Origin of the sequence: Aeromonas sp. 61P, assembly GCF_051919545.1 — a bacterium.
Taxonomy (GTDB): domain Bacteria; phylum Pseudomonadota; class Gammaproteobacteria; order Enterobacterales; family Aeromonadaceae; genus Aeromonas; species Aeromonas veronii.
The window spans coordinates 3,188,004-3,211,237 of the sequence record NZ_JBQBEL010000001.1 but is presented as its reverse complement, the minus strand read 5'-3'; the positions used below and the strand labels follow the sequence as shown (position 1 = coordinate 3,211,237).

Annotated in this window: 16 protein-coding genes and 5 pseudogenes; 5 read left to right on the top strand and 16 right to left on the bottom strand. The window is 60.2% G+C overall.

The window, feature by feature from the left end; translation table 11 throughout:
* Positions 1 to 170: 170 nt before the first annotated feature.
* Positions 171 to 644 carry a trimethoprim-resistant dihydrofolate reductase DfrA17 gene (gene dfrA17 / locus ACTG2O_RS15255; protein ID WP_001389366.1) on the bottom strand — a complete coding sequence of 158 codons (474 nt, stop codon included), beginning with the start codon at positions 642 to 644 and terminating at the stop codon, positions 171 to 173.
* Positions 645 to 801: 157 nt separating this feature from the next.
* Here dfrA17 and intI1 point away from each other — a divergent pair.
* The 3 genes and pseudogenes from intI1 to ACTG2O_RS15240 all read left to right on the top strand — a co-directional run bounded on the left by intI1 (position 802) and on the right by ACTG2O_RS15240 (position 5,571).
* Positions 802 to 1,815 (top strand): annotated as a pseudogene (gene intI1 / locus ACTG2O_RS15250) (class 1 integron integrase IntI1).
* A 336-nt stretch (positions 1,816 to 2,151) separates the two neighbouring features.
* The gene (locus ACTG2O_RS15245; RefSeq protein WP_001161490.1) at positions 2,152 to 2,712 is read left to right on the top strand and encodes a recombinase family protein; all 561 of its coding nucleotides are present in this window, start codon (positions 2,152 to 2,154) and stop codon (positions 2,710 to 2,712) included.
* Positions 2,713 to 2,715: 3 nt separating this feature from the next.
* Positions 2,716 to 5,571, top strand: coding sequence for a Tn3 family transposase (locus ACTG2O_RS15240; protein ID WP_439976261.1), 2,856 nt, complete (start codon positions 2,716 to 2,718; stop codon positions 5,569 to 5,571).
* 331 nt (positions 5,572 to 5,902) lie between these two features.
* On the opposite strand, the pseudogene tetR(A) reads toward ACTG2O_RS15240, so the two are convergent.
* Positions 5,903 to 6,552: pseudogene (tetR(A), locus tag ACTG2O_RS15235) on the bottom strand (tetracycline resistance transcriptional repressor TetR(A)).
* A gap of 105 nt (positions 6,553 to 6,657) precedes the next feature.
* On the opposite strand from tetR(A), the gene tet(A) reads away from it, so the two are divergent.
* Complete coding sequence (tet(A), locus tag ACTG2O_RS15230; RefSeq protein ID WP_000804064.1) at positions 6,658 to 7,857, top strand: tetracycline efflux MFS transporter Tet(A); 1,200 nt, start codon at positions 6,658 to 6,660, stop codon at positions 7,855 to 7,857.
* Between the two features lie 31 nt (positions 7,858 to 7,888).
* Here tet(A) and ACTG2O_RS15225 read toward each other — a convergent pair whose 3' ends face one another.
* Both ACTG2O_RS15225 and ACTG2O_RS15220 read right to left on the bottom strand, forming a co-directional pair.
* A complete protein-coding gene (locus ACTG2O_RS15225; RefSeq protein WP_000058717.1) occupies positions 7,889 to 8,773 on the bottom strand; it encodes a DMT family transporter in 885 nt (294 codons plus the stop codon).
* A gap of 137 nt (positions 8,774 to 8,910) precedes the next feature.
* Positions 8,911 to 9,303 carry a cysteine hydrolase family protein gene (locus ACTG2O_RS15220; protein ID WP_001351729.1) on the bottom strand — a complete coding sequence of 131 codons (393 nt, stop codon included), beginning with the start codon at positions 9,301 to 9,303 and terminating at the stop codon, positions 8,911 to 8,913.
* A 3-nt stretch (positions 9,304 to 9,306) separates the two neighbouring features.
* Between ACTG2O_RS15220 and ACTG2O_RS15215 the strand changes: the two are divergent.
* Positions 9,307 to 11,058: pseudogene (locus ACTG2O_RS15215) on the top strand (Tn3-like element TnAs1 family transposase); the annotation flags it as partial.
* Positions 11,059 to 11,089: 31 nt separating this feature from the next.
* Here ACTG2O_RS15215 and ACTG2O_RS15210 read toward each other — a convergent pair.
* From ACTG2O_RS15210 to potA, 12 genes and pseudogenes are all read right to left on the bottom strand, one after another.
* Positions 11,090 to 12,088 (bottom strand): annotated as a pseudogene (locus ACTG2O_RS15210) (substrate-binding domain-containing protein); the annotation flags it as partial.
* Positions 12,088 to 13,019, bottom strand: a pseudogene (gene rbsK / locus ACTG2O_RS15205) (ribokinase). The pseudogenes rbsK and ACTG2O_RS15210, both read right to left, overlap by 1 nt.
* 108 nt (positions 13,020 to 13,127) lie before the next feature.
* Positions 13,128 to 14,003, bottom strand: coding sequence for a ribose ABC transporter substrate-binding protein RbsB (gene rbsB, locus ACTG2O_RS15200; protein ID WP_042061682.1), 876 nt, complete (start codon positions 14,001 to 14,003; stop codon positions 13,128 to 13,130).
* Positions 14,004 to 14,033: 30 nt separating this feature from the next.
* Positions 14,034 to 15,002: a ribose ABC transporter permease gene (rbsC, locus tag ACTG2O_RS15195; protein WP_005336670.1), complete on the bottom strand. Its 969-nt coding sequence runs from the start codon at positions 15,000 to 15,002 to the stop codon at positions 14,034 to 14,036.
* Positions 14,999 to 16,528, bottom strand: a complete 1,530-nt coding sequence (gene rbsA, locus ACTG2O_RS15190; protein ID WP_439976260.1) for a ribose ABC transporter ATP-binding protein RbsA — start codon at positions 16,526 to 16,528, stop codon at positions 14,999 to 15,001. Before rbsA ends, rbsC begins: the two co-directional genes overlap by 4 nt.
* 36 nt (positions 16,529 to 16,564) lie before the next feature.
* On the bottom strand, positions 16,565 to 16,984 hold the full coding sequence (gene rbsD, locus ACTG2O_RS15185; RefSeq protein ID WP_139432909.1) for a D-ribose pyranase: 420 nt from the start codon (positions 16,982 to 16,984) through the stop codon (positions 16,565 to 16,567).
* Positions 16,985 to 17,217: 233 nt separating this feature from the next.
* A complete protein-coding gene (locus ACTG2O_RS15180; protein WP_439976259.1) occupies positions 17,218 to 17,835 on the bottom strand; it encodes a glutathione S-transferase family protein in 618 nt (205 codons plus the stop codon).
* Between the two features lie 394 nt (positions 17,836 to 18,229).
* Positions 18,230 to 18,730 carry a hypothetical protein gene (locus tag ACTG2O_RS15175; RefSeq protein ID WP_439976258.1) on the bottom strand — a complete coding sequence of 167 codons (501 nt, stop codon included), beginning with the start codon at positions 18,728 to 18,730 and terminating at the stop codon, positions 18,230 to 18,232.
* Between the two features lie 509 nt (positions 18,731 to 19,239).
* On the bottom strand, positions 19,240 to 20,307 hold the full coding sequence (locus tag ACTG2O_RS15170; protein ID WP_005345409.1) for an extracellular solute-binding protein: 1,068 nt from the start codon (positions 20,305 to 20,307) through the stop codon (positions 19,240 to 19,242).
* An 81-nt stretch (positions 20,308 to 20,388) separates the two neighbouring features.
* Positions 20,389 to 21,159 (bottom strand): spermidine/putrescine ABC transporter permease PotC, encoded by a 771-nt coding sequence (gene potC / locus ACTG2O_RS15165; protein WP_005336644.1) that lies wholly within the window; start codon positions 21,157 to 21,159, stop codon positions 20,389 to 20,391.
* Positions 21,156 to 22,043 carry a spermidine/putrescine ABC transporter permease PotB gene (potB, locus tag ACTG2O_RS15160; protein ID WP_439976257.1) on the bottom strand — a complete coding sequence of 296 codons (888 nt, stop codon included), beginning with the start codon at positions 22,041 to 22,043 and terminating at the stop codon, positions 21,156 to 21,158. The genes potC and potB overlap by 4 nt, the downstream gene beginning before the upstream one ends.
* Positions 22,030 to 23,133 (bottom strand): spermidine/putrescine ABC transporter ATP-binding protein PotA, encoded by a 1,104-nt coding sequence (gene potA / locus ACTG2O_RS15155; protein ID WP_439976256.1) that lies wholly within the window; start codon positions 23,131 to 23,133, stop codon positions 22,030 to 22,032. The genes potB and potA overlap by 14 nt, the downstream gene beginning before the upstream one ends.
* Between the last annotated feature and the right edge of the window lie 101 nt (positions 23,134 to 23,234).

Sequence of the window (23,234 nt, the reverse complement as noted above, 5' to 3'; positions counted from 1 at the left end):
CTTGACCTGATAGTTTGGCTGTGAGCAATTATGTGCTTAGTGCATCTAACGTTAAGTTCAGCGGCAGCTTTTAAGTTGCGGCTTTGTGGAATACTTTTGCGCAGCAAAACCACAAAGACGCGACTTAAAAGCTGTCCAAGGAGCGAAGCGACTGGTGCTGCAACGCATTGTTAGCCTTTTTTCCAAATCTGGTATGTATAATTTATATTAGACATAAAAAACTGTTCAAAAACCAAATTGAAATTCTCAGGCATTATAGGGAATTTGATATCACCTTCGACTTCAACGTGAACAGTAGACAAATGAATTATATCTGCTTTTTCAATAAGGCTATTATAGATTTGACCCCCGCCAGAGACATATACATGATCTGTAACTTTTGATAGCTCTTTCAAAGCATTTTCTATTGAAGGAAAAACTAGGACGTTTTCATTTGAGCTTGAAATTCCGTTCTTTGACACTACTGCATATTTGCGATTTGGAAGAACACCCATAGAGTCAAATGTTTTTCTTCCGACAAGGAGCCATTGATTATATGTGAGCGCTTTAAAGAGTAGTTGCTCACCTTTTACTGACCACGGGATATCAGGACCACTACCGATTACGCCATTTTCTGACACTGCAGAAATCAATGATATTTTCAATTTAACTCCCTTAATGGCTAACTTTGTTTTAGGGCGACTGCCCTGCTGCGTAACATCGTTGCTGCTCCATAACATCAAACATCGACCCACGGCGTAACGCGCTTGCTGCTTGGATGCCCGAGGCATAGACTGTACAAAAAAACAGTCATAACAAGCCATGAAAACCGCCACTGCGCCGTTACCACCGCTGCGTTCGGTCAAGGTTCTGGACCAGTTGCGTGAGCGCATACGCTACTTGCATTACAGTTTACGAACCGAACAGGCTTATGTCCACTGGGTTCGTGCCTTCATCCGTTTCCACGGTGTGCGTCACCCGGCAACCTTGGGCAGCAGCGAAGTCGAGGCATTTCTGTCCTGGCTGGCGAACGAGCGCAAGGTTTCGGTCTCCACGCATCGTCAGGCATTGGCGGCCTTGCTGTTCTTCTACGGCAAGGTGCTGTGCACGGATCTGCCCTAGCTTCAGGAGATCGGAAGACCTCGGCCGTCGCGGCGCTTGCCGGTGGTGCTGACCCCGGATGAAGTGGTTCGCATCCTCGGTTTTCTGGAAGGCGAGCATCGTTTGTTCGCCCAGCTTCTGTATGGAACGGGCATGCGGATCAGTGAGGGTTTGCAACTGCGGGTCAAGGATCTGGATTTCGATCACGGCACGATCATCGTGCGGGAGGGCAAGGGCTCCAAGGATCGGGCCTTGATGTTACCCGAGAGCTTGGCACCCAGCCTGCGCGAGCAGCTGTCGCGTGCACGGGCATGGTGGCTGAAGGACCAGGCCGAGGGCCGCAGCGGCGTTGCGCTTCCCGACGCCCTTGAGCGGAAGTATCCGCGCGCCGGGCATTCCTGGCCGTGGTTCTGGGTTTTTGCGCAGCACACGCATTCGACCGATCCACGGAGCGGTGTCGTGCGTCGCCATCACATGTATGACCAGACCTTTCAGCGCGCCTTCAAACGTGCCGTAGAACAAGCAGGCATCACGAAGCCCGCCACACCGCACACCCTCCGCCACTCGTTCGCGACGGCCTTGCTCCGCAGCGGTTACGACATTCGAACCGTGCAGGATCTGCTCGGCCATTCCGACGTCTCTACGACGATGATTTACACGCATGTGCTGAAAGTTGGCGGTGCCGGAGTGCGCTCACCGCTTGATGCGCTGCCGCCCCTCACTAGTGAGAGGTAGGGCAGCGCAAGTCAATCCTGGCGGATTCACTACCCCTGCGCGAAGGCCATCGGTGCCGCATCGAACGGCCGGTTGCGGAAAGTCCTCCCTGCGTCCGCTGATGGCCGGCAGCAGCCCGTCGTTGCCTGATGGATCCAACCCCTCCGCTGCTATAGTGCAGTCGGCTTCTGACGTTCAGTGCAGCCGTCTTCTGAAAACGACAGTCAGAATAGAGTCTGCTTTCCCATTTTTTGACACATGCCCGCGAAGGTTATAGATTTCAGCCTGACAGAAATGGGCTTTGAGGCACAACGGAACAGAAAGTGCACTTAAGCCGCCTTCAACCAAGGAGACATCGTGCAGGGGCACCGCATCGGCTACGTCCGGGTCAGCAGCTTTGACCAGAACCCGGAACGCCAGCTGGAACAAACCCAGGTGAGCAAGGTGTTCACCGACAAGGCATCGGGCAAGGACACCCAGCGCCCCCAGCTCGAAGCGCTGCTGAGCTTCGTCCGCGAAGGCGATACAGTGGTGGTGCACAGCATGGATCGGCTGGCCCGCAACCTCGATGACCTGCGTCGCTTGGTACAGAAGCTGACTCAGCGCGGCGTGCGCATCGAGTTCCTGAAGGAGGGCCTGGTGTTCACTGGCGAGGACTCGCCGATGGCCAACCTGATGCTGTCGGTGATGGGGGCCTTCGCTGAGTTCGAGCGCGCCCTGATCCGCGAGCGGCAGCGTGAGGGCATCGCCTTGGCCAAGCAGCGTGGCGCGTACCGGGGCCGCAAGAAAGCCCTGTCCGATGAGCAGGCTGCTACCCTGCGGCAGCGAGCGACGGCCGGCGAGCCCAAGGCGCAGCTTGCCCGCGAGTTCAACATCAGCCGGGAAACCCTCTACCAGTACCTCCGCACGGACGACTGACACATGCCGCGTCGCTTGATCCTCTCGGCCACGGAGCGGGACACCCTGCTTGCGCTGCCGGAAAGCCAGGATGACCTGATCCGCTACTACACCTTCAACGACTCCGACCTGTCGCTGATCCGCCAGCGACGCGGCGACGCCAACCGCCTCGGCTTCGCCGTGCAGCTCTGCCTGCTGCGCTACCCCGGTTACGCGCTGGGAACCGACAGCGAGCTGCCCGAGCCGGTCATCCTGTGGGTGGCGAAGCAAGTCCAGGCCGAGCCGGCGAGCTGGGCAAAGTACGGCGAGCGCGACGTGACCCGTCGCGAGCATGCCCAGGAACTGCGCACCTACCTGCAACTGGCCCCGTTCGGCCTGTCCGACTTCCGCGCCCTGGTGCGCGAGCTAACCGAGCTGGCCCAGCAGACCGACAAAGGCTTGCTGCTGGCCGGTCAGGCCCTGGAGAGCCTACGGCAGAAACGACGCATCCTGCCGGCGCTGAGCGTGATTGACCGGGCCTGCTCGGAAGCCATTGCGCGAGCCAATCGGCGGGTCTACCGCGCCCTGGTCGAACCACTCACGGACTCGCATCGGGCCAAGCTGGACGAGCTGTTGAAGCTCAAGGCCGGCAGCAGCATCACCTGGTTGACCTGGCTGCGCCAGGCACCGCTGAAACCCAACTCTCGGCACATGCTGGAACACATCGAGCGGCTGAAGACATTTCAGTTGGTGGACTTGCCCGAAGGCCTGGGCCGGCACATCCACCAGAACCGCCTGCTCAAGCTGGCCCGCGAGGGTGGGCAGATGACGCCCAAAGACCTCGGTAAGTTCGAGCCGCAGCGCCGCTACGCGACCCTGGCCGCCGTGGTGCTGGAGAGCACCGCGACCGTGATCGATGAGCTGGTCGATCTGCATGACCGCATCCTGGTCAAGCTGTTCAGCGGCGCGAAGCACAAGCATCAGCAGCAGTTCCAGAAGCAGGGCAAGGCGATCAACGACAAGGTGCGCCTGTACTCCAGGATCGGCCAGGCGCTGCTGGAAGCGAAGGAAAGCGGCAGCGACCCCTATGCCGCCATCGAGGCGGTGATTCCCTGGGACGAGTTCACCGAGAGCGTCAGCGAGGCCGAGCTGCTGGCCCGGCCGGAAGGCTTCGACCACCTGCACCTGGTCGGCGAGAACTTCGCCACCCTGCGCAAGGTGCCGGCCGATGCACCCACGGCCTTCATCAAGCCGCGCTGGAAGCCGCTGGTGATCACCCCGGAAGGCCTCGACCGGAAATTCTACGAAATCTGCGCCCTGTCCGAGCTGAAGAACGCCCTGCGCTCCGGCGACATCTGGGTCAAGGGCTCGCGGCAGTTCCGCGACTTCGACGACTACCTGCTGCCGGCCGAGAAGTTCGCCGCACTCAAGCGCGAGCAGGCCCTGCCCCTGGCGATCAACCCGAACAGCGACCAGTACCTGGAAGAGCGTTTGCAGCTGCTGGACGAGCAGTTGGCCACCGTCACCCGCCTGGCCAAGGACAACGAGCTGCCCGATGCCATCCTCACCGAGTCAGGGCTGAAAATCACCCCGCTGGATGCGGCGGTGCCGGATCGGGCGCAGGCGCTGATCGACCAAACCAGCCAGTTACTGCCGCGCATCAAGATCACCGAACTGCTGATGGACGTGGACGACTGGACGGGCTTCAGCCGCCACTTCACCCACTTGAAGGACGGGGCCGAGGCCAAAGACAGGACGTTGCTGCTGTCCGCAATCCTCGGTGATGCGATCAACCTCGGGCTGACCAAGATGGCCGAGTCGAGCCCCGGCCTGACCTACGCCAAGCTGTCCTGGCTGCAAGCCTGGCACATCCGCGACGAAACCTATTCGGCGGCCTTGGCCGAGCTGGTCAACCACCAGTATCGCCACGCCTTTGCCGCCCACTGGGGCGACGGCACGACCTCATCCTCCGATGGCCAGCGCTTCCGCGCGGGTGGCCGGGGCGAGAGCACCGGGCACGTCAACCCGAAGTACGGTAGCGAGCCGGGACGGCTGTTCTATACCCATATCTCCGACCAGTACGCGCCGTTCAGCACCCGCGTGGTGAATGTCGGCGTCCGCGATTCCACCTATGTGCTCGACGGCCTGCTGTACCACGAGTCCGACCTGCGGATCGAGGAGCACTACACCGACACGGCCGGCTTCACCGATCACGTCTTTGCCCTGATGCACCTGCTAGGCTTCCGCTTCGCGCCGCGCATCCGCGACCTCGGCGAAACCAAGCTGTACGTGCCGCAGGGCGTGCAAGCCTACCCGACGTTGCGCCCGCTGATCGGCGGCACCCTGAACATCAAGCACGTGCGTGCCCACTGGGACGACATCCTGCGCCTGGCCAGCTCGATCAAGCAGGGCACCGTCACCGCCTCGCTGATGCTGCGCAAGCTCGGCAGCTACCCGCGCCAGAACGGACTGGCCGTGGCCCTGCGCGAGCTGGGCCGGATCGAGCGCACGCTGTTCATCCTGGACTGGCTGCAAAGTGTTGAACTGCGCCGCCGCGTGCATGCCGGCCTGAACAAAGGTGAGGCGCGCAACTCGCTGGCCAGGGCGGTGTTCTTCAACCGCCTTGGGGAAATCAGGGATCGGAGCTTCGAGCAGCAGCGCTACCGGGCCAGCGGCCTCAACCTGGTGACGGCGGCTATCGTGCTGTGGAACACGGTGTACCTGGAACGCGCCACCCAGGGGTTGGTCGAGGCCGGCAAGCCGGTGGACGGCGAGCTGCTGCAATTCCTGTCGCCGCTGGGCTGGGAGCACATCAACCTAACCGGCGATTACGTCTGGCGGCAGAGCCGCAGACTGGAAGACGGGAAGTTTCGGCCCTTACGGATGCCCGGAAAACCTTAGCGTACGATTTTTTCCGAATTCTGCGGGCTCCCCTATCTCATCTGCGCAAGGCAGAACGTGAAGACGGCCGCCCTGGACCTCGCCCGCGAGCGCCAGGCGCACGAGGCCGGCGCGCGGACCCGCGCCACGGCCCACGAGCGGACGCCGCAGCAGGAGCGCCAGAAGGCCGCCAGAGAGGCCGAGCGCGGCCGTGAGGCTTGGACGCTAGGGCAGGGCATGAAAAAGCCCGTAGCGGGCTGCTACGGGCGTCTGACGCGGTGGAAAGGGGGAGGGGATGTTGTCTACATGGCTCTGCTGTAGTGAGTGGGTTGCGCTCCGGCAGCGGTCCTGATCAATCGTCACCCTTTCTCGGTCCTTCAACGTTCCGACAACGAGCCTCCTTTTCGCCAATCCATCGACAATCACCGCGAGTCCCTGCTCGAACGCTGCGTCCGGACCGGCTTCGTCGAAGGCGTCTATCGCGGCCCGCAACAGCGGCGAGAGCGGAGCCTGTTCAACGGTGCCGCCGCGCTCGCCGGCATCGCTGTCGCCGGCCTGCTCCTCAAGCACGGCCCCAACAGTGAAGTAGCTGATTGTCATCAGCGCATTGACGGCGTCCCCGGCCGAAAAACCCGCCTCGCAGAGGAAGCGAAGCTGCGCGTCGGCCGTTTCCATCTGCGGTGCGCCCGGTCGCGTGCCGGCATGGATGCGCGCGCCATCGCGGTAGGCGAGCAGCGCCTGCCTGAAGCTGCGGGCATTCCCGATCAGAAATGAGCGCCAGTCGTCGTCGGCTCTCGGCACCGAATGCGTATGATTCTCCGCCAGCATGGCTTCGGCCAGTGCGTCGAGCAGCGCCCGCTTGTTCCTGAAGTGCCAGTAAAGCGCCGGCTGCTGAACCCCCAACCGTTCCGCCAGTTTGCGTGTCGTCAGACCGTCTACGCCGACCTCGTTCAACAGGTCCAGGGCGGCACGGATCACTGTATTCGGCTGCAACTTTGTCATGCTTGACACTTTATCACTGATAAACATAATATGTCCACCAACTTATCAGTGATAAAGAATCCGCGCGTTCAATCGGACCAGCGGAGGCTGGTCCGGAGGCCAGACGTGAAACCCAACAGACCCCTGATCGTAATTCTGAGCACTGTCGCGCTCGACGCTGTCGGCATCGGCCTGATTATGCCGGTGCTGCCGGGCCTCCTGCGCGATCTGGTTCACTCGAACGACGTCACCGCCCACTATGGCATTCTGCTGGCGCTGTATGCGTTGATGCAATTTGCCTGCGCACCTGTGCTGGGCGCGCTGTCGGATCGTTTCGGGCGGCGGCCGGTCTTGCTCGTCTCGCTGGCCGGCGCTGCTGTCGACTACGCCATCATGGCGACGGCGCCTTTCCTTTGGGTTCTCTATATCGGGCGGATCGTGGCCGGCATCACCGGGGCGACTGGGGCGGTAGCCGGCGCTTATATTGCCGATATCACTGATGGCGATGAGCGCGCGCGGCACTTCGGCTTCATGAGCGCCTGTTTCGGGTTCGGGATGGTCGCGGGACCTGTGCTCGGTGGGCTGATGGGCGGTTTCTCCCCCCACGCTCCGTTCTTCGCCGCGGCAGCCTTGAACGGCCTCAATTTCCTGACGGGCTGTTTCCTTTTGCCGGAGTCGCACAAAGGCGAACGCCGGCCGTTACGCCGGGAGGCTCTCAACCCGCTCGCTTCGTTCCGGTGGGCCCGGGGCATGACCGTCGTCGCCGCCCTGATGGCGGTCTTCTTCATCATGCAACTTGTCGGACAGGTGCCGGCCGCGCTTTGGGTCATTTTCGGCGAGGATCGCTTTCACTGGGACGCGACCACGATCGGCATTTCGCTTGCCGCATTTGGCATTCTGCATTCACTCGCCCAGGCAATGATCACCGGCCCTGTAGCCGCCCGGCTCGGCGAAAGGCGGGCACTCATGCTCGGAATGATTGCCGACGGCACAGGCTACATTCTGCTTGCCTTCGCGACACGGGGATGGATGGCGTTCCCGATCATGGTCCTGCTTGCTTCGGGTGGCATCGGAATGCCGGCGCTGCAAGCAATGTTGTCCAGGCAGGTGGATGAGGAACGTCAGGGGCAGCTGCAAGGCTCACTGGCGGCGCTCACCAGCCTGACCTCGATCGTCGGACCCCTCCTCTTCACGGCGATCTATGCGGCTTCTATAACAACGTGGAACGGGTGGGCATGGATTGCAGGCGCTGCCCTCTACTTGCTCTGCCTGCCGGCGCTGCGTCGCGGGCTTTGGAGCGGCGCAGGGCAACGAGCCGATCGCTGATCGTGGAAACGATAGGCCTATGCCATGCGGGTCAAGGCGACTTCCGGCAAGCTATACGCGCCCTAGGAGTGCGGTTGGAACGTTGGCCCAGCCAGATACTCCCGATCACGAGCAGGACGCCGATGATTTGAAGCGCACTCAGCGTCTGATCCAAGAACAACCATCCTAGCAACACGGCGGTCCCCGGGCTGAGAAAGCCCAGTAAGGAAACAACTGTAGGTTCGAGTCGCGAGATCCCCCGGAACCAAAGGAAGTAGGTTAAACCCGCTCCGATCAGGCCGAGCCACGCCAGGCCGAGAACATTGGTTCCTGTAGGCATCGGGATTGGCGGATCAAACACTAAAGCTACTGGAACGAGCAGAAGTCCTCCGGCCGCCAGTTGCCAGGCGGTAAAGGTGAGCAGAGGCACGGGAGGTTGCCACTTGCGGGTCAGCACGGTTCCGAACGCCATGGAAACCGCCCCCGCCAGGCCCGCTGCGACGCCGACAGGATCTAGCGCTGCGTTTGGTGTCAACACCAACAGCGCCACGCCCGCAGTTCCGCAAATAGCCCCCAGGACCGCCATCAATCGTATCGGGCTACCTAGCAGAGCGGCAGAGATGAACACGACCATCAGCGGCTGCACAGCGCCTACCGTCGCCGCGACCCCGCCCGGCAGGCGGTAGACCGAAATAAACAACAAGCTCCAGAATAGCGAAATATTAAGTGCGCCGAGGATGAAGATGCGCATCCACCAGATTCCCGTTGGAATCTGTCGGACGATCATCACGAGCAATAAACCCGCCGGCAACGCCCGCAGCATCGCGACCGTCATCGGTGAGAAGTTCGGCAGGTATTGGGTGGTGACAATGTAGGTGCTGCCCCAAATGGCAGGTGCTATCGCTGTGAACAATAAATCGGGCGTGCGTAATGACATGCGATTACAAGACCTCCGCTACGGCGATGGGTTTTTGAGAGTTGCAGGCGCCGCGATGACCGCACCCTGACTTGGACTGGCCCTGCCTCGCACCAATCCACCTGCGGCTATGGCCGCGATCATGCGAGGCCCGAAAATTACACGACCTGTACACGTCCGCCGAACCCGGAACGCAACAGAGCTTCGTGGGCATCCCGATCCGGGTCGTAGCAGCAGTCCTGGACCAAACGCACGTCGTAGTCCGCATCACTAGCCCAGGCGACGCTTGAAAGAACAACGCCGGTGGTGCTTATCCCGGCCATGACAAGCGTGCTTACGCCGCGCGTCCGAAGGTCGGCGTCGAGCGCCGTGCCATAAAAGACGCTGGCTCGCGGACATGCATAGAAAAGGTCGCCCCGTTCGATCGCAAGCCCTTCGACGGGCAGACCGGTGCGAAATCGTCCGCTCGGGAGATACGGTGAGATTTGGCGATTCGTCGCCGGCGGCGCATGTTCATACTCTTCGCCGAGCGAAAAGTTGGGGAACAGCACGGGCCGGCCGCGCAAGGCGTGCTGGCAGCCGTGCAGACCCTGCGTGAGATGAACGCCGACAACCTGCGCAAGGTGCCGGCCGATGCACCCACGGCCTTCATCAAGCCGCGCTGGAAGCCGCTGGTGATCACCCCGGAAGGCCTCGACCGGAAATTCTACGAAATCTGCGCCCTGTCCGAGCTGAAGAACGCCCTGCGCTCCGGCGACATCTGGGTCAAGGGCTCGCGGCAGTTCCGCGACTTCGACGACTACCTGCTGCCGGCCGAGAAGTTCGCCGCACTCAAGCGCGAGCAGGCCCTGCCCCTGGCGATCAACCCGAACAGCGACCAGTACCTGGAAGAGCGTTTGCAGCTGCTGGACGAGCAGTTGGCCACCGTCACCCGCCTGGCCAAGGACAACGAGCTGCCCGATGCCATCCTCACCGAGTCAGGGCTGAAAATCACCCCGCTGGATGCGGCGGTGCCGGATCGGGCGCAGGCGCTGATCGACCAAACCAGCCAGTTACTGCCGCGCATCAAGATCACCGAACTGCTGATGGACGTGGACGACTGGACGGGCTTCAGCCGCCACTTCACCCACTTGAAGGACGGGGCCGAGGCCAAAGACAGGACGTTGCTGCTGTCCGCAATCCTCGGTGATGCGATCAACCTCGGGCTGACCAAGATGGCCGAGTCGAGCCCCGGCCTGACCTACGCCAAGCTGTCCTGGCTGCAAGCCTGGCACATCCGCGACGAAACCTATTCGGCGGCCTTGGCCGAGCTGGTCAACCACCAGTATCGCCACGCCTTTGCCGCCCACTGGGGCGACGGCACGACCTCATCCTCCGATGGCCAGCGCTTCCGCGCGGGTGGCCGGGGCGAGAGCACCGGGCACGTCAACCCGAAGTACGGTAGCGAGCCGGGACGGCTGTTCTATACCCATATCTCCGACCAGTACGCGCCGTTCAGCACCCGCGTGGTGAATGTCGGCGTCCGCGATTCCACCTATGTGCTCGACGGCCTGCTGTACCACGAGTCCGACCTGCGGATCGAGGAGCACTACACCGACACGGCCGGCTTCACCGATCACGTCTTTGCCCTGATGCACCTGCTAGGCTTCCGCTTCGCGCCGCGCATCCGCGACCTCGGCGAAACCAAGCTGTACGTGCCGCAGGGCGTGCAAGCCTACCCGACGTTGCGCCCGCTGATCGGCGGCACCCTGAACATCAAGCACGTGCGTGCCCACTGGGACGACATCCTGCGCCTGGCCAGCTCGATCAAGCAGGGCACCGTCACCGCCTCGCTGATGCTGCGCAAGCTCGGCAGCTACCCGCGCCAGAACGGACTGGCCGTGGCCCTGCGCGAGCTGGGCCGGATCGAGCGCACGCTGTTCATCCTGGACTGGCTGCAAAGTGTTGAACTGCGCCGCCGCGTGCATGCCGGCCTGAACAAAGGTGAGGCGCGCAACTCGCTGGCCAGGGCGGTGTTCTTCAACCGCCTTGGGGAAATCAGGGATCGGAGCTTCGAGCAGCAGCGCTACCGGGCCAGCGGCCTCAACCTGGTGACGGCGGCTATCGTGCTGTGGAACACGGTGTACCTGGAACGCGCCACCCAGGGGTTGGTCGAGGCCGGCAAGCCGGTGGACGGCGAGCTGCTGCAATTCCTGTCGCCGCTGGGCTGGGAGCACATCAACCTAACCGGCGATTACGTCTGGCGGCAGAGCCGCAGACTGGAAGACGGGAAGTTTCGGCCCTTACGGATGCCCGGAAAACCTTAGCGTACGATTTTTTCCGAATTCTGCGGGCTCCCCGAGGGGCGCAGGATTGCCTGATCACCAGGTCCGGGTCGACGGTGATCAGGTGGTTCTCCACCGCTTCGCCGTTGATGCGAGCTAACAGGCGGGTGACGGCGAGGCGCCCCAGCTCCTCTTTGGGCTGGTTGACGGTGGTGAGCGGCGGTGACATAAATTCGGCCAGCGCCACATTGTCGTAGCCAACGATGGAGAGGTCGCGCGGGATCACCAGCCCCGCCTGATGGGCGGCACTGATTGCTCCCATTGCCATCATGTCGTTGCAGACAAAGAGGGCGGTGGGACGCTCGGGCAATGCCAGCAGACGGGTCATCGCCTGATGGCCGCTGGCACAATCAAAGTCCCCCTCCTGGATCCAGTCAGGATTGAGCGTGAGACCTGCCTCCTGCAACGCCTGCTCAAAGCCAGCTTGGCGCTGGTTGGCGGGGGCGCGGCTGTGGGGGCCTGTGATACAACCGATGGCGGTATGGCCCAGCTCAATCAGATGGCGGGTCGCGAGATAACCACCGTGGAAGGAGTTGTCGGCGATAAGATCCACATCCTCGCTGACCAGCCCCCAATCCATCACCACCACCGGCAGGCTCTTGAGCCAGTCGAGCTGGTTGAAGACCTCTTGTTGTCCTTCGCTACACATGATCAGCAGGCCATCGACCCGCTTGCGCAGCATCATCTTGAGGTAGGAGAGAGCGGTTTCCGCCTGACCCTCGGTGTTGCCCAGCATCAGGTTGTAGCCCTGCTCGAAGCAGTAACGCTCCACCCCGCGCACCACCTCGGCAAAGAAGGGGTTGCTGGAGGTGGTGACCAGCATGCCGATACTGTTGGTCTCCTTCACCTTGAGGCTGCGGGCCACCAGACTCGGGGCATAGTTGAGCTCGCGCATGGCGGCGAAGACCCGCTCGCGGGTCTCCTCGGCCACAAAGCGGGTCTCGTTGATGACGTGGGAGACGGTGGTGGTCGAGACCCCCGCCAGCGCCGCCACCTCCTTGATATTGGCCATCAGTGCCCCTGCGCAGTCTGCTCAAGCAGGAAGGCGTTAACTTCCTGCTTGCTCGGGATCGAGCTCTGGGCACCGAATCGGGTGACGGAGAGCGCCGCCGCCCCGTGGGCAAAGCGCACCGCGCTGTGGAAATCGGCACCCGCCAGTTCCGCCGCCAGCAGGGCGCCGTTGAAGGTATCGCCCGCGGCAGTGGTATCCACCGCCTTGACCCGAAAGCCCGGGATCAGCTGTTGCTGCTGTGCGTTGCTGCAATAGACCCCCTGCGACCCCAGGGTGATCATCACGTCCGCAATCCCCATCTGGTGGAAGCGGGCGGCAGCCTCGCGGGCGCTCGTTTCGTCGGTGACTTTGACGCCGGTCAACAGCTCGGCTTCAGTCTGGTTGGGGGTGATAAGATCCACCAGCGCCAACAGCTCAGCGGAGAGCGGACGGGCGGGGGCGGGGTTGAGTACCACCCGGGTGCCGTTGGCGCGAGCCAGCCGTGCAGCTTCATGGACGCTCTCCAGCGGCACTTCCAGCTGCAACAGCAGGGTGTGGGCGTCGGCGATCATCGCTTCATGGTTTTTCACCACAGCCGGAGTGATGGCCCCGTTGGCTTCGGCTGAGATGCCGATACTGTTCTCCCCCTCATCGCTCACATAGATGATGGCGATACCGGTCGGGAGCTTGGGATCGAGTTCGACGGCGCTCACGTCGATGCCATCTTTGGCAAAACCGCTTTTCATCTGGTGGCCGATGGCGTCATCACCGATGCGGGCGATAAAGGAGACGGGGGCGCCAAGGCGGGCAGCTGCGACTGCCTGATTAGCCCCCTTGCCACCCGGGACCACCTGATAGCTGTGACCGGTCGGGTTTCACCCGGGCGAGGAAAGTGGGGTACGCGCAGCACATGGTCTGCATTGACACTGCCCAGAACGACGAGACGATTCATGTTGACTACTCCTGATGCATCTTGGCTTGAACACTGTGATGGAGTGAGCCCAAGCCGGGAGGCACCTGAACGAGAGGGAAAAGGGGAGGCGAACCTCCCCTCGAGCACTTACTTGCTGACCACTTGCAGCGGTACCGGAATGGATTTCTCGACCGGCTGACCTTTGAGCACCTTGTCGGCAGTCTCGACGCCGATGGCACCAATCAGAGCCGGTTGCTGGGCCACGGTGGCGGCCAGTTTACCCTTGGCCACGGCGGCTTTGCCATCGTCAGTGCCGTCGAAGCCGACGATCATCACTTCTTTACCGGCAGCCTGCACGGCGCGGATGGCACCCAGCGCCATCTCGTCGTTCTGGGCGAACACTGCCTGTACGGTCGGGTGGGCAGCCAGCAGGTTTTCCATGACGTTCAGACCCTTGGTGCGGTCAAAGTCGGCAGGCTGGGAAGCCAGTACCTGCAGCTTGTTGGCCGCCACGGCCAGGGCAAAACCTTCGCCACGGTCGCGGGCGGCGGAGGTACCGGCAATCCCTTCCAGCTGGATCACCTTGGCACCGGTACCCAGTTTTTCGGTGATGAAGTCACCGGCCAGCTTGCCGCCCGCCACGTTGTCGGAGGCGATGTGGGCTTTCACCTCGCCTTGCGCGGCGCCGCGGTCCAGGGTCAGCACCGGAATGTTGGCGCGGTTGGCCAGACGGATGGCGTTGCCGACTGCTTCGGAGTCGGTCGGGTTGATCAGGATGGCGCCGACCTTGCGCACGGTGAGATCTTCCATGTTGGAGAGCTCTTTGGCCGGGTCATTCTGGGAATCCAGCACCACCAGCTCGTAACCAAGCTCCTTGGCTTTGGCTTCTGCACCCTCTTTCATGGTGACGAAGAAGGGGTTGTTGAGGGTGGAGACCACCATCGCCAGGGTTTGATCGGCGGCCTGGGCAGTGCCCAGCACGGACATGATGGCGGCAGCGAGCAGGGTATTGAGCTTTTTCATCATTTCATTCCTTGTGTGTGGCTTGTCTTATTAACGGTTGCTTTTGTTATCGATCATCACGGCAAGCAAGATCACGCTGGCCTTGGCGATCATCTGGTAATAGGACGATACGTCGAGCAGGTTGAGGGCATTGTTGAGAAAACCGATGATCAAGGCACCTATCAGGGTGCCCATGATGCGGCCCTTGCCGCCCATCAGGCTGGTTCCGCCCAGCACCACCGCAGCGATGGCATCCAGCTCGTAACCCATGCCCGCCGTCGGCTGGGCAGAGGAGAGGCGAGAGGTAACGATAAGCCCAGCCAGCGCCGAGAGCGCGCCGCACAGACCATACACCGCCAGCTTCACCCGATCCACATTGATACCGGAGAGGCGGGTGGCAGATTCGTTACCGCCCAGCGCGTAGATGTAGCGACCGAGACGGGTGTGGTTGAGCATGAACCAGGCCAGCAGGAAGACGATGGCCATCAGCCAGATGGGCACCGGCAGACCGAACAGGTAACCGGTACCGAGCCAAGCGAAGTGATCGGCGCCGTCACTGAAACCGGTGGAGATGGGGCGACCCTCGGTATAGACCATGGTGATACCGCGCAGGGCAGTCATGGTGACCAGGGTAGCGATAAATGCCTGCACCTTGCCCTTGGCAATGATGAGGCCGCTGACGCCGCCCAGCAGGGCACCGGCACCCAGAGTGAGGGGCACCACCAGCCAGATCGGTAGCTCCATGGCGACCATGGTCGCCGCCAGCGCACCGCACAGGGCCAGTACCGAGCCGACCGACAGATCGATACCGGCGGTGAGGATAACCAGCGTCATACCGACCGCCATGATGGCGTTGACCGAGGTCTGGCGCAGGATGTTGAGGAGGTTGTCGGCGGTGAAGAAGTTGGGGCTCAGAAAGGAGACCACACCAATCAGGACCAGCAGCGCGACCAGGGATTTGTTCTCGATCCACCACGCCTTGCTCATGACGCCGCGGCGGGAAAGGGTTTGGGTTGTCATTGGGATGCCTCTTGCTCTGCTTGCCACTGTTTACCGACTGCCGCCGCCATCAGCTTCTCCTGATTGGCATCGCGGGTGTTGAACTCTGCGCTGATGCGCCCTTCGTGCATCACCATGATGCGATCACTCATGCCGAGCACTTCCGGCATCTCGGAGGAGACCAGAATGATGCTCATCCCCTCCTTCTTGAACTGGTTGATCAGCTGATAAATTTCCTTTTTCGCCCCCACGTCGACGCCGCGGGTCGGCTCGTCGAGGATCAGCACCTTGGGCCGGGTCAGCAGCCCCTTGGCGATGGCTACCTTCTGCTGGTTGCCGCCAGAGAGCAGCTTTATCAGCTGATCCTGACTCGGGGTCTTGATGTTGAACAGGCGCACATAGTCGCTCACCGCCTGCCGTTCGGCCTTGCCGTCGATCTTGCCGTTGCTGATGAACTCGTCGAGGGCGCAGAGACTCATGTTCTCCCGCACCGACAGCTCCAGCACCAGACCATCCCCCTTGCGATCCTCGGAGATATAGGCGATGCCAGCGGCCAGGCCATCGGCCGGACTGGTTGGTACCAGCGCGTGGCCATCCACCGTAATGTCACCGGCGCTGACGGGGCTGGCGCCGTAGATCAGCTTCATCAGCTCGGTACGACCGGAACCCATCAGGCCGCTAAAACCCAGAATCTCCCCCTGACGCAGGGAGAAGCTCACCCCGCGCACGCCGGGACCGGCCAGATCCTTCACCTGCAGGCTGACGGGGCCGAGCTCGCGCTCAAGACGCGGGTACTGCTCTTCCAGACGGCGACCCACCATCATCTCGATGATCTTGTCTTCATCCAGATCGCTCACCGCCTTCTCGCCGATCCACTTGCCATCGCGCAGCACAGTGACCCGATCGCAGATCTCGAAGATCTCCTTGAGGCGATGGGAGATATAGACGATGCCGCAACCCTGTTCACGCAACTCGCGGATAACCTTGAACAACTGCTCGGTCTCGGTATCGGTCAACGCATCGGTCGGTTCATCCATGATGATGACGCTGGCATCGAACGACAGCGCCTTGGCGATCTCCACCATCTGCTGTTCGCCGATGGAGAGACTTCCGAGTCGTGTATCAGGGCCATGTTTGACGCCAAGCCGTGCCAGCAGACCGCTGGCACGCTCACGCAACTGCTTGTGGTCGATGCTGCCAAAACGGGTGCGGGGCTCGCGGCCGAGGAAGATGTTTGCGGCAATCGACAACTCCGGCAGCAGGTTCAGCTCCTGATGGATGATGCTGATCCCCTGATCCTGAGAGTCGCGGGGGCCCTTGAAGTGAACCGGTTGACCGCGGTAGCTGACGCTGCCCGTATCGGCCTGATAGATACCGGTCAGCACCTTCATCAGGGTGGATTTGCCGGCGCCATTTTCGCCGAGCAGAGCCATCACCTGGCCCGGATAGACCCGCAGACCCGCTTCGTCGAGGGCGCGTACACCGGGGAAGGTCTTGACGATCCCGGTCAGCTCCAGAATGGGTGAGAGGGGGGAGGTTGTGCTCATTTGCAGCTTCCTTGAAGAGGCCTTCTTTGAAGAATGTCAGAACGCCACACCGGCGCAGAGGATCAGGTTGGCGTAGGGAGTCACCTCGCCGCTGCGCACGATGGCCTTGCTCTGGCGGGAGCGGGTTTTGAACTCCTCGTGCAGGCAGTATTCGATGGCGATGGGCTTGCCCTGGGCGGCTGCGTGCGCCTCAAGCTGATCGACCAGAGCCTGATGGGCGGCGGGGCTGATCTGCCTGATCTCGCTTGCCATGATCACCTTCTCCACCACCAGATCGGTGAGCAGGGCGGTCAGTACGGTTTCAAGGCTGGGTGTCCCCGCCATCAGCGCCAGATCGATCCGCTCCGGACCTGCCGGAATGGGCAAGCCTGCATCGCAGACGGTGATCTCGTCGGTGTGGCCCATCTGTGCCACCAGAGCACTCAGGGGAGCATTGAGCAGTACGCCTCGTTTCATACAGCACCTCATCAGGCCATGGCCCGTCAATCTGTGAACCGCTAGGCAACCGGTTACGCAACCGGTTGCGTCATGGCGCAAAGATAGGCTTTTTACTAAGGAAGGGCCACGGCAAAACCACGGAAATGTGAAAACGATCTCAAAGGCGGGAGAAGAAGTGCAGGGGAGGAGGCAGGAAGGGTGTCAGCAGAGCCCTGACACCCTTGTTATTTATCGAGCTATTGATTTTATTGTTAGTTGGCCAGTGCCTTGGCGACCGCCGGACGGCTCAGCATTCGCTGATAATGATCGGCAACCTTGGGGAATTCACTGATCTCGACCCCATCGCTTTTCAGCCAGCCCGCGACCACGAACAGATAGATATCCGCCACGCTGAACTGCTCGCCCAGCACCCAGGGGCCTGCCAGATAGTGCTGCTCAATCTGGGCAAAGCCATCGCGCATATTGCTGGCGACTTTCTGTTGCATGGCGGCAATGGCCTGCTCGTCATCGGCCCAGCGGCTGCCACGGCGACCGTGGGCGTGGGAGACATGCACGGTGGAGGCGAGGAAGCAGTTGACCTCCTGCATGCGGGCCAGCAGGAACGGGTTGTCCAGCGGTGCCAGCTTGGCTGCGGGGAAGCGCTGCGCCACATAGAGCAGCAGGGCCGGGGTCTCGGTCAGGGTGCCCTGCTCGGTGACAAGGGCTGGCACCCGCCCTTTGGGGTTGATGGCAAGATACGCAGGGTCACGTTGCTCCCCTGCGGCGAGGTTGACGAGACGGGGTTGGAACGGGGCATTCGCTTCCAGCAGGGCAATCTGCACGGCCATGGCACAAGTGCCGGGAGCGAAATAGAGGGTCAGATCGGACATGAATACTCCTGATTGGCTCAGGCCACCCGCGATATCGGCGAAAAACGTGTTTTCCGTGATACCTCGAGGGGTCATGAAAAAAGAGAGGGGGCAACGCTTGCCCCCACAGCCAATCTACACCCCTGAGGGGGGATGAAAAAGCGCAGAATTAATCGATTCTTGCCATCTTATTGGTTGTCCATACCTTAAACTCCTCGGCCAAAACCTCGAACTAGCTACATAAACGCGGTTAAGCAGTCATTCTTCTGGATCAACTACGTTTAAACCTATATATCAAATAATCTACAGAGTTATTTAATTTCCATTTTTTAGCTCTAAGCGTATAACACTGATTTAAGGGGTTGAAAACATATACTTCAAACAAGGTGACTGCTTTAAATACCTAATTAAAAAATCATTTTCCTCTTGTATCAATAAGGCCGGTTAAATCCTGCTCATGAAACATTGATAACAATTCTGGATTATCAATGAAGTGAAGTTTAACCAGGTCACAATGTAGCTCACTATACAGTCTTTCAGCTTCAGTGACTAATGAGAGCAAATCAGATAGTGTCATTCTTGTATTCTCATTCTTAAGAGAGAATATTTCCTCTTCAACAGAGTCTTCATAGATAACCATCATCAAAGGATTATGAGCAATTAAATTTCGCTTTTTTGCTAGCTCTAGCATTTTTTTCATATTTTCGCAAAATGACTGAACTTCTTTGCGCTCACCATACCTATCGTTTGCCAAATCAATTACTATGTTTATTCTTTGCGCCAGAGGTAAACTTGTTAAGTGATTTAAAATTACTTGGCTATTTAACCATTTACTGATGCAATCAATGGTGAATCTTTCTAGGCTGCCAAACGACAGGAAAACCTTGCCAATATTTAGCGCCCATTCATCATTCAAATCAACAATTTTTGCCGTACCGTTCCTCAATCTATAGCAGTGATTAAATGGAAAATATAAATTGATCTGTTAAAATAGCTTTCCATATAAATATGTTTTACTCATGATTGTCAAAGGACCGTAGGTTCGATTAGCGAAGCGTAATCGGACGTTCGCGGTTTCGATAATACTGCACAGTCATTCCCCATAAACGTATCTATTGTGCCTATATCTCCACAATGGAGCAATGCTGAATCCATTCTGAATATAAAAAGACACCACTACCACTATCATATTCCCCTGACAATTTACTTTGAAGCTGGCTGCTGTGGAGAACGGACAAGAGTTGTGGTCTGTCAGTCTGGCTTAAAGGCGACTGTCCATATATTTTGCCATTAACCGAGGCTCGCCTGTGCCTCTCTGTGTCAATGAATGTTACGCTTAAAAATTGCGCAGATTGGTAAAAGGCGAAGGGGGCAAATATTGCCCCCTTAATCCATTAATCCCGTCAGGGCCGATTAACCGCCGACTTAACCGGCTTTGGCCACCATGGCTTTCAGCTGCAGAAAGTACTGCTCGTAGAGGCGGGAGGCGTCCCCCACATCGGACTGGAATTCCCCCTTGCGCTTGATCTCGTCGCTCGGGAAAACCATGGGGTTGTTGCGAAACGCCGGGGTGAGCAGGGGAATGGCATCCTTGACCGGGGTGGGGTAGCCAATTGCCTCGGCCACCTTGGCGGCCACATCGGGGCGCATCAGGAAGTTGATCAGGGCGTGGGCCTCCTTCACATGCTTGGCCTTGGCCGGGATGGCGAGGTTGTCCATCCAGAGCACGGCGCCTTCTTCGGGGTAGGTCATCTGGATGGAGGGATATTCACGCTGGGCGCCGTAGGCCGAGCCGTTCCACAACATGCCGATATTGACCTCGCCGGCGATAAAGGGGTCGGCCGGGTTGTCGGAGTTGAACGCCTTGACGTTCGGCATCAGCTTTTTCAGGTATTCGAACGCTTCGGCAATTTGCGCCTTGTCCTGGGTGTTGGGGCTATAGCCCAGTTGCACCAGCGCGATATGGAATACCTCGCGGGCATCGTCCATCAGCAGCAGACTCTCTTTCCACTCCGGAGCCCAGAGCTGTTTCCAGCTGGTAACGGGTTGCTCGATGATGTCGGTGTTAGTGCCGATCCCGGTTGCGCCCCAGATATAGGGGATGGAGTAGCGGTTGTCCGGGTCGTACTCGTGGTTGAGCAGGGTGGGGTCGAGGTGCTTGAAGTTGGGCAGCTGGGCGCGATCCAGCGGCTGCAGCATTCCCTCCTTGGCCATTTTCGAGATGAAATAGGTGCTGGGCACCACCACGTCATAGCCGTCGCCATGGGTTTTCAGCTTGGCGTAGAGGGTCTCGTTGGATTCGTAGGTGGAGTAGATCACCTTGATGCCGGTCTCTTGCTGGAACTGCTCCAGCAGGCCATCCGGCACATATTCCGACCAGTTGTAGAAGTAGACCACCTTGTCATCGGCCGCGTGAGCGCTCTGGCTCAGCAGCGGGGTGGTGAGGGTGAGGGCGGCTGCCAGCAGGGCGCCGGCCTTGTGTTGGATTGTCATCAACAACTCCTTGGGGTTATGGGGCCTTGCGGCCCACCGTGACAGAGTTCGCCAAAGGTGGCGGGGACGAAACGGGCAGGGTCAACCCTGCCGTTTACGCAGTAACAGTTGCGCCAGCAGCACCATCCCGAGGGAGGCGACCAGCATCAGGGTGGCCAGGGCGTTGACCTCGGGGGAGACCCCCACCTTGACCATGGAGTAGATCTTGAGCGGCAGGATCTCGTAGGCCGGGCCGGTAACAAAGGAGCTCACCACCACGTCATCCAGCGACAGGGTAAAGGAGAGCAGCCAGCCCGCCATCACCGCGGGCAGGGCCAGCGGCAGTATGATGCGGCGCAGGATGATCCACTCGCCAGCACCCAGATCCCGCGCGGCTTCCAGCATCCGCACATCGAAGCCACACAGCCGCGAGTAGACGGTGATCACCACGAACGGCAGGCAGAAGGTAATGTGGGCGATCAGCAGCGACCAGAAGCCGAGCGCAATACCGGTCACTACAAACAGGGTCAGCAGGGAGATGGCCATGACGATATCGGGGGACATCATCACCACGAACAGCATGCCGCTCACGTACTGTTTGCCGCGAAAGCGGTAGCGAAACAGCGCCACGGCGGTGAGTGTACCGATCAGGGTGGCGGCGGTGGCGGTGAGGGCGGCGATGGTCAGGGAGTGCTGGGCCGCCTGCATCAGGCTGGCGCTGGCAAACAGCTTCTCATACCAGCCCAGGGTAAAGCCGCGCCAGTCGATGCCATATTTAGACAGGTTGAAGGAGTTGGCGATCAGCACCCCGATGGGCACATAGAGATAGCCAAACACCAGCAGCAGAAACAGAGCTTTCAATGCGCGCATCATGCCAGCTCCCCCTTCTTGCTGAGCAGTTTGCCCGCCCGCCAGTAGCAGTAGACCAACAGTGCCATCAGCACCGTCAGCATCACGCTGATGGCGGCGCCGAAGGGCCAGTCACGGCTGTTGAGGAACTGGGTCTTGATCAGGTTACCGATAAGCAGGTGCTTGGCGCCCCCCAGCAAGTCGGAGACGTAGAACATCCCCATGGCGGGCAGGAACACCAGCAGACAACCGGCGATGATGCCGGGCAGAGTGAGGGGCAGAATGATCCGCACCAGCCGCTGCCAGCCGTTGGCGCCAAGATCTCGCGCCGCCTCCAGCAAACGGCCATCCAGCTTCTCGATGCTGGAGTAGAGCGGCAGCACCATAAAGGGGAGCAGCACATAGACCAGCCCGATGATGACGGCCACCTCGGTATACATCATCTGCAGCGGCCGCTCGATAAGCCCCAGATCCAGCAGCCAGCCATTGATCAGCCCCCGGGTGCCGAGCAGCACTTTCAGCGCATAGGTACGAATGAGGGAGTTGGTCCAAAACGGCACCACCACCAGAAACAGCAGCAGCGGGCGGATACGCGCTGGAAGATGGGCCAACAGCCAGGCAAAGGGGTAGCCCACCAGCAGGCAGATGGCAGTGGCGAGCAGCGCCAGCCAGAGGGAGTGGAGCAGCACCTCGAAATAGAGCGGGTCCAGCAGGCGGCCATAGTTGTTCAGGGTAAAGAGCGGCGCGATAAGCTCGGACTCATCACGAGTCAGGAAGCTGACGCCGATGATCATCAGGTTGGGCAGGAAGACAAACAGCGTCAGCCAGCCCAGGATCAGCGCGATGGCCCCGTTGCGAAAGCCGTTGTGGGCAAAGCTGTGTGGTACCCGCAGATTAGTGAGGCTCATAGGGCAGCACCACCTCCCAGCTGTCAACCCAGTGGATCGCCACCTCCTGACCCAGGCGGTAGTCAAAGTCGGGGTCATCCTCGTCGAAGAACTCGGAGATAAGCAGCTGTTTGCCACTTTCGAGCTCGATCACCGAATCCAGCGTCGCCCCCTTGTAGTTACGCTCGCGGATATTGCCCCGTAGCGCACCGCTCTGATCGTCATCCTGATCGAGAATGCGCAGATCTTCCGGGCGCAGCAGCACCAGCACCTTGTCGTCTGGCTGGAACGGCAAGGCGGTATGGAGCAGGCATTCGCGCCCCTCTACCTCGGCCTGCCAGATACCGGGCTCGCGCTGGCTGATCAGCTTGCCATCCATCACGTTGATCTCGCCGATAAAGCGGGCCACGAACAGATTGGCTGGCGATTCGTAGATATCGCGCGGAGTGCCACGCTGGATGATTTGGCCCCCCTCCATCACCAGGATGCGATCAGACATGGTGAGCGCCTCTTCCTGATCATGGGTAACGAAGACAAAGGTGATGCCAAGGCGACGTTGCAGCGCCTTGAGCTCGCTCTGCATCTGCTTGCGCAGCTTGTAGTCGAGCGCCGAGAGGGATTCGTCGAGCAGCAGCAGGCGGGGCTTGTTGACCACGGCGCGGGCAATGGCGACCCGTTGTTGCTGGCCGCCGGAGAGCTGATCCGGGCGGCGGTTGGCCAGCTCGGTGAGCTGCACCATGGCGAGGGTCTCCTCGACCCGCTGGCGGATCTCGCTGGCCGGTACTTTCTGCATCTCGAGGCCAAAGGCGACGTTTTCAAACACCGTCATATGAGGGAAGAGCGCATAGCTCTGGAACACGGTGTTGATGTGCCTGTGTTCGGCGGGGATATGGGTGATCTCGTCACCGGCCAGATAGATGGTGCCACCATCGACCGATTCGAGCCCGGCCAGCAGGCGCAGCAGGGTGGTCTTGCCACAGCCGGAAGGGCCCAGCAGGGTAAGAAATTCACCGTCATAGATTTCAAGGTCAAGGTCACTCAGGATCACCTTGCCATCGTATTTTTTGCTGATCTTGTTCAGCGCGACAATTACCTGTGGATTGTTCATCATCCGCCAGTCTCACCCCAGCCAGTGGCCATCGTGTTGAAAGAGGGCCGCATTCTATGCAGCCGACACATGAAATTAAAGGCTTTTTGGCCCGAATTAGCCGC

Coding starts and splice junctions, on each gene's coding strand:
- ACTG2O_RS15240 (WP_439976261.1), top strand. CDS start 2,716: ATGCCGCGTCGCTTGATCCTCTCGGCCACGGAGCGGGACACCCTGCTT.
- ACTG2O_RS15225 (WP_000058717.1), bottom strand. CDS start 8,773: ATGTCATTACGCACGCCCGATTTATTGTTCACAGCGATAGCACCTGCC.
- rbsB (WP_042061682.1), bottom strand. CDS start 14,003: ATGAAAAAGCTCAATACCCTGCTCGCTGCCGCCATCATGTCCGTGCTG.
- rbsC (WP_005336670.1), bottom strand. CDS start 15,002: ATGACAACCCAAACCCTTTCCCGCCGCGGCGTCATGAGCAAGGCGTGG.
- rbsA (WP_439976260.1), bottom strand. CDS start 16,528: ATGAGCACAACCTCCCCCCTCTCACCCATTCTGGAGCTGACCGGGATC.
- rbsD (WP_139432909.1), bottom strand. CDS start 16,984: ATGAAACGAGGCGTACTGCTCAATGCTCCCCTGAGTGCTCTGGTGGCA.
- ACTG2O_RS15180 (WP_439976259.1), bottom strand. CDS start 17,835: ATGTCCGATCTGACCCTCTATTTCGCTCCCGGCACTTGTGCCATGGCC.
- ACTG2O_RS15170 (WP_005345409.1), bottom strand. CDS start 20,307: ATGACAATCCAACACAAGGCCGGCGCCCTGCTGGCAGCCGCCCTCACC.
- potC (WP_005336644.1), bottom strand. CDS start 21,159: ATGATGCGCGCATTGAAAGCTCTGTTTCTGCTGCTGGTGTTTGGCTAT.
- potB (WP_439976257.1), bottom strand. CDS start 22,043: ATGAGCCTCACTAATCTGCGGGTACCACACAGCTTTGCCCACAACGGC.
- potA (WP_439976256.1), bottom strand. CDS start 23,133: ATGATGAACAATCCACAGGTAATTGTCGCGCTGAACAAGATCAGCAAA.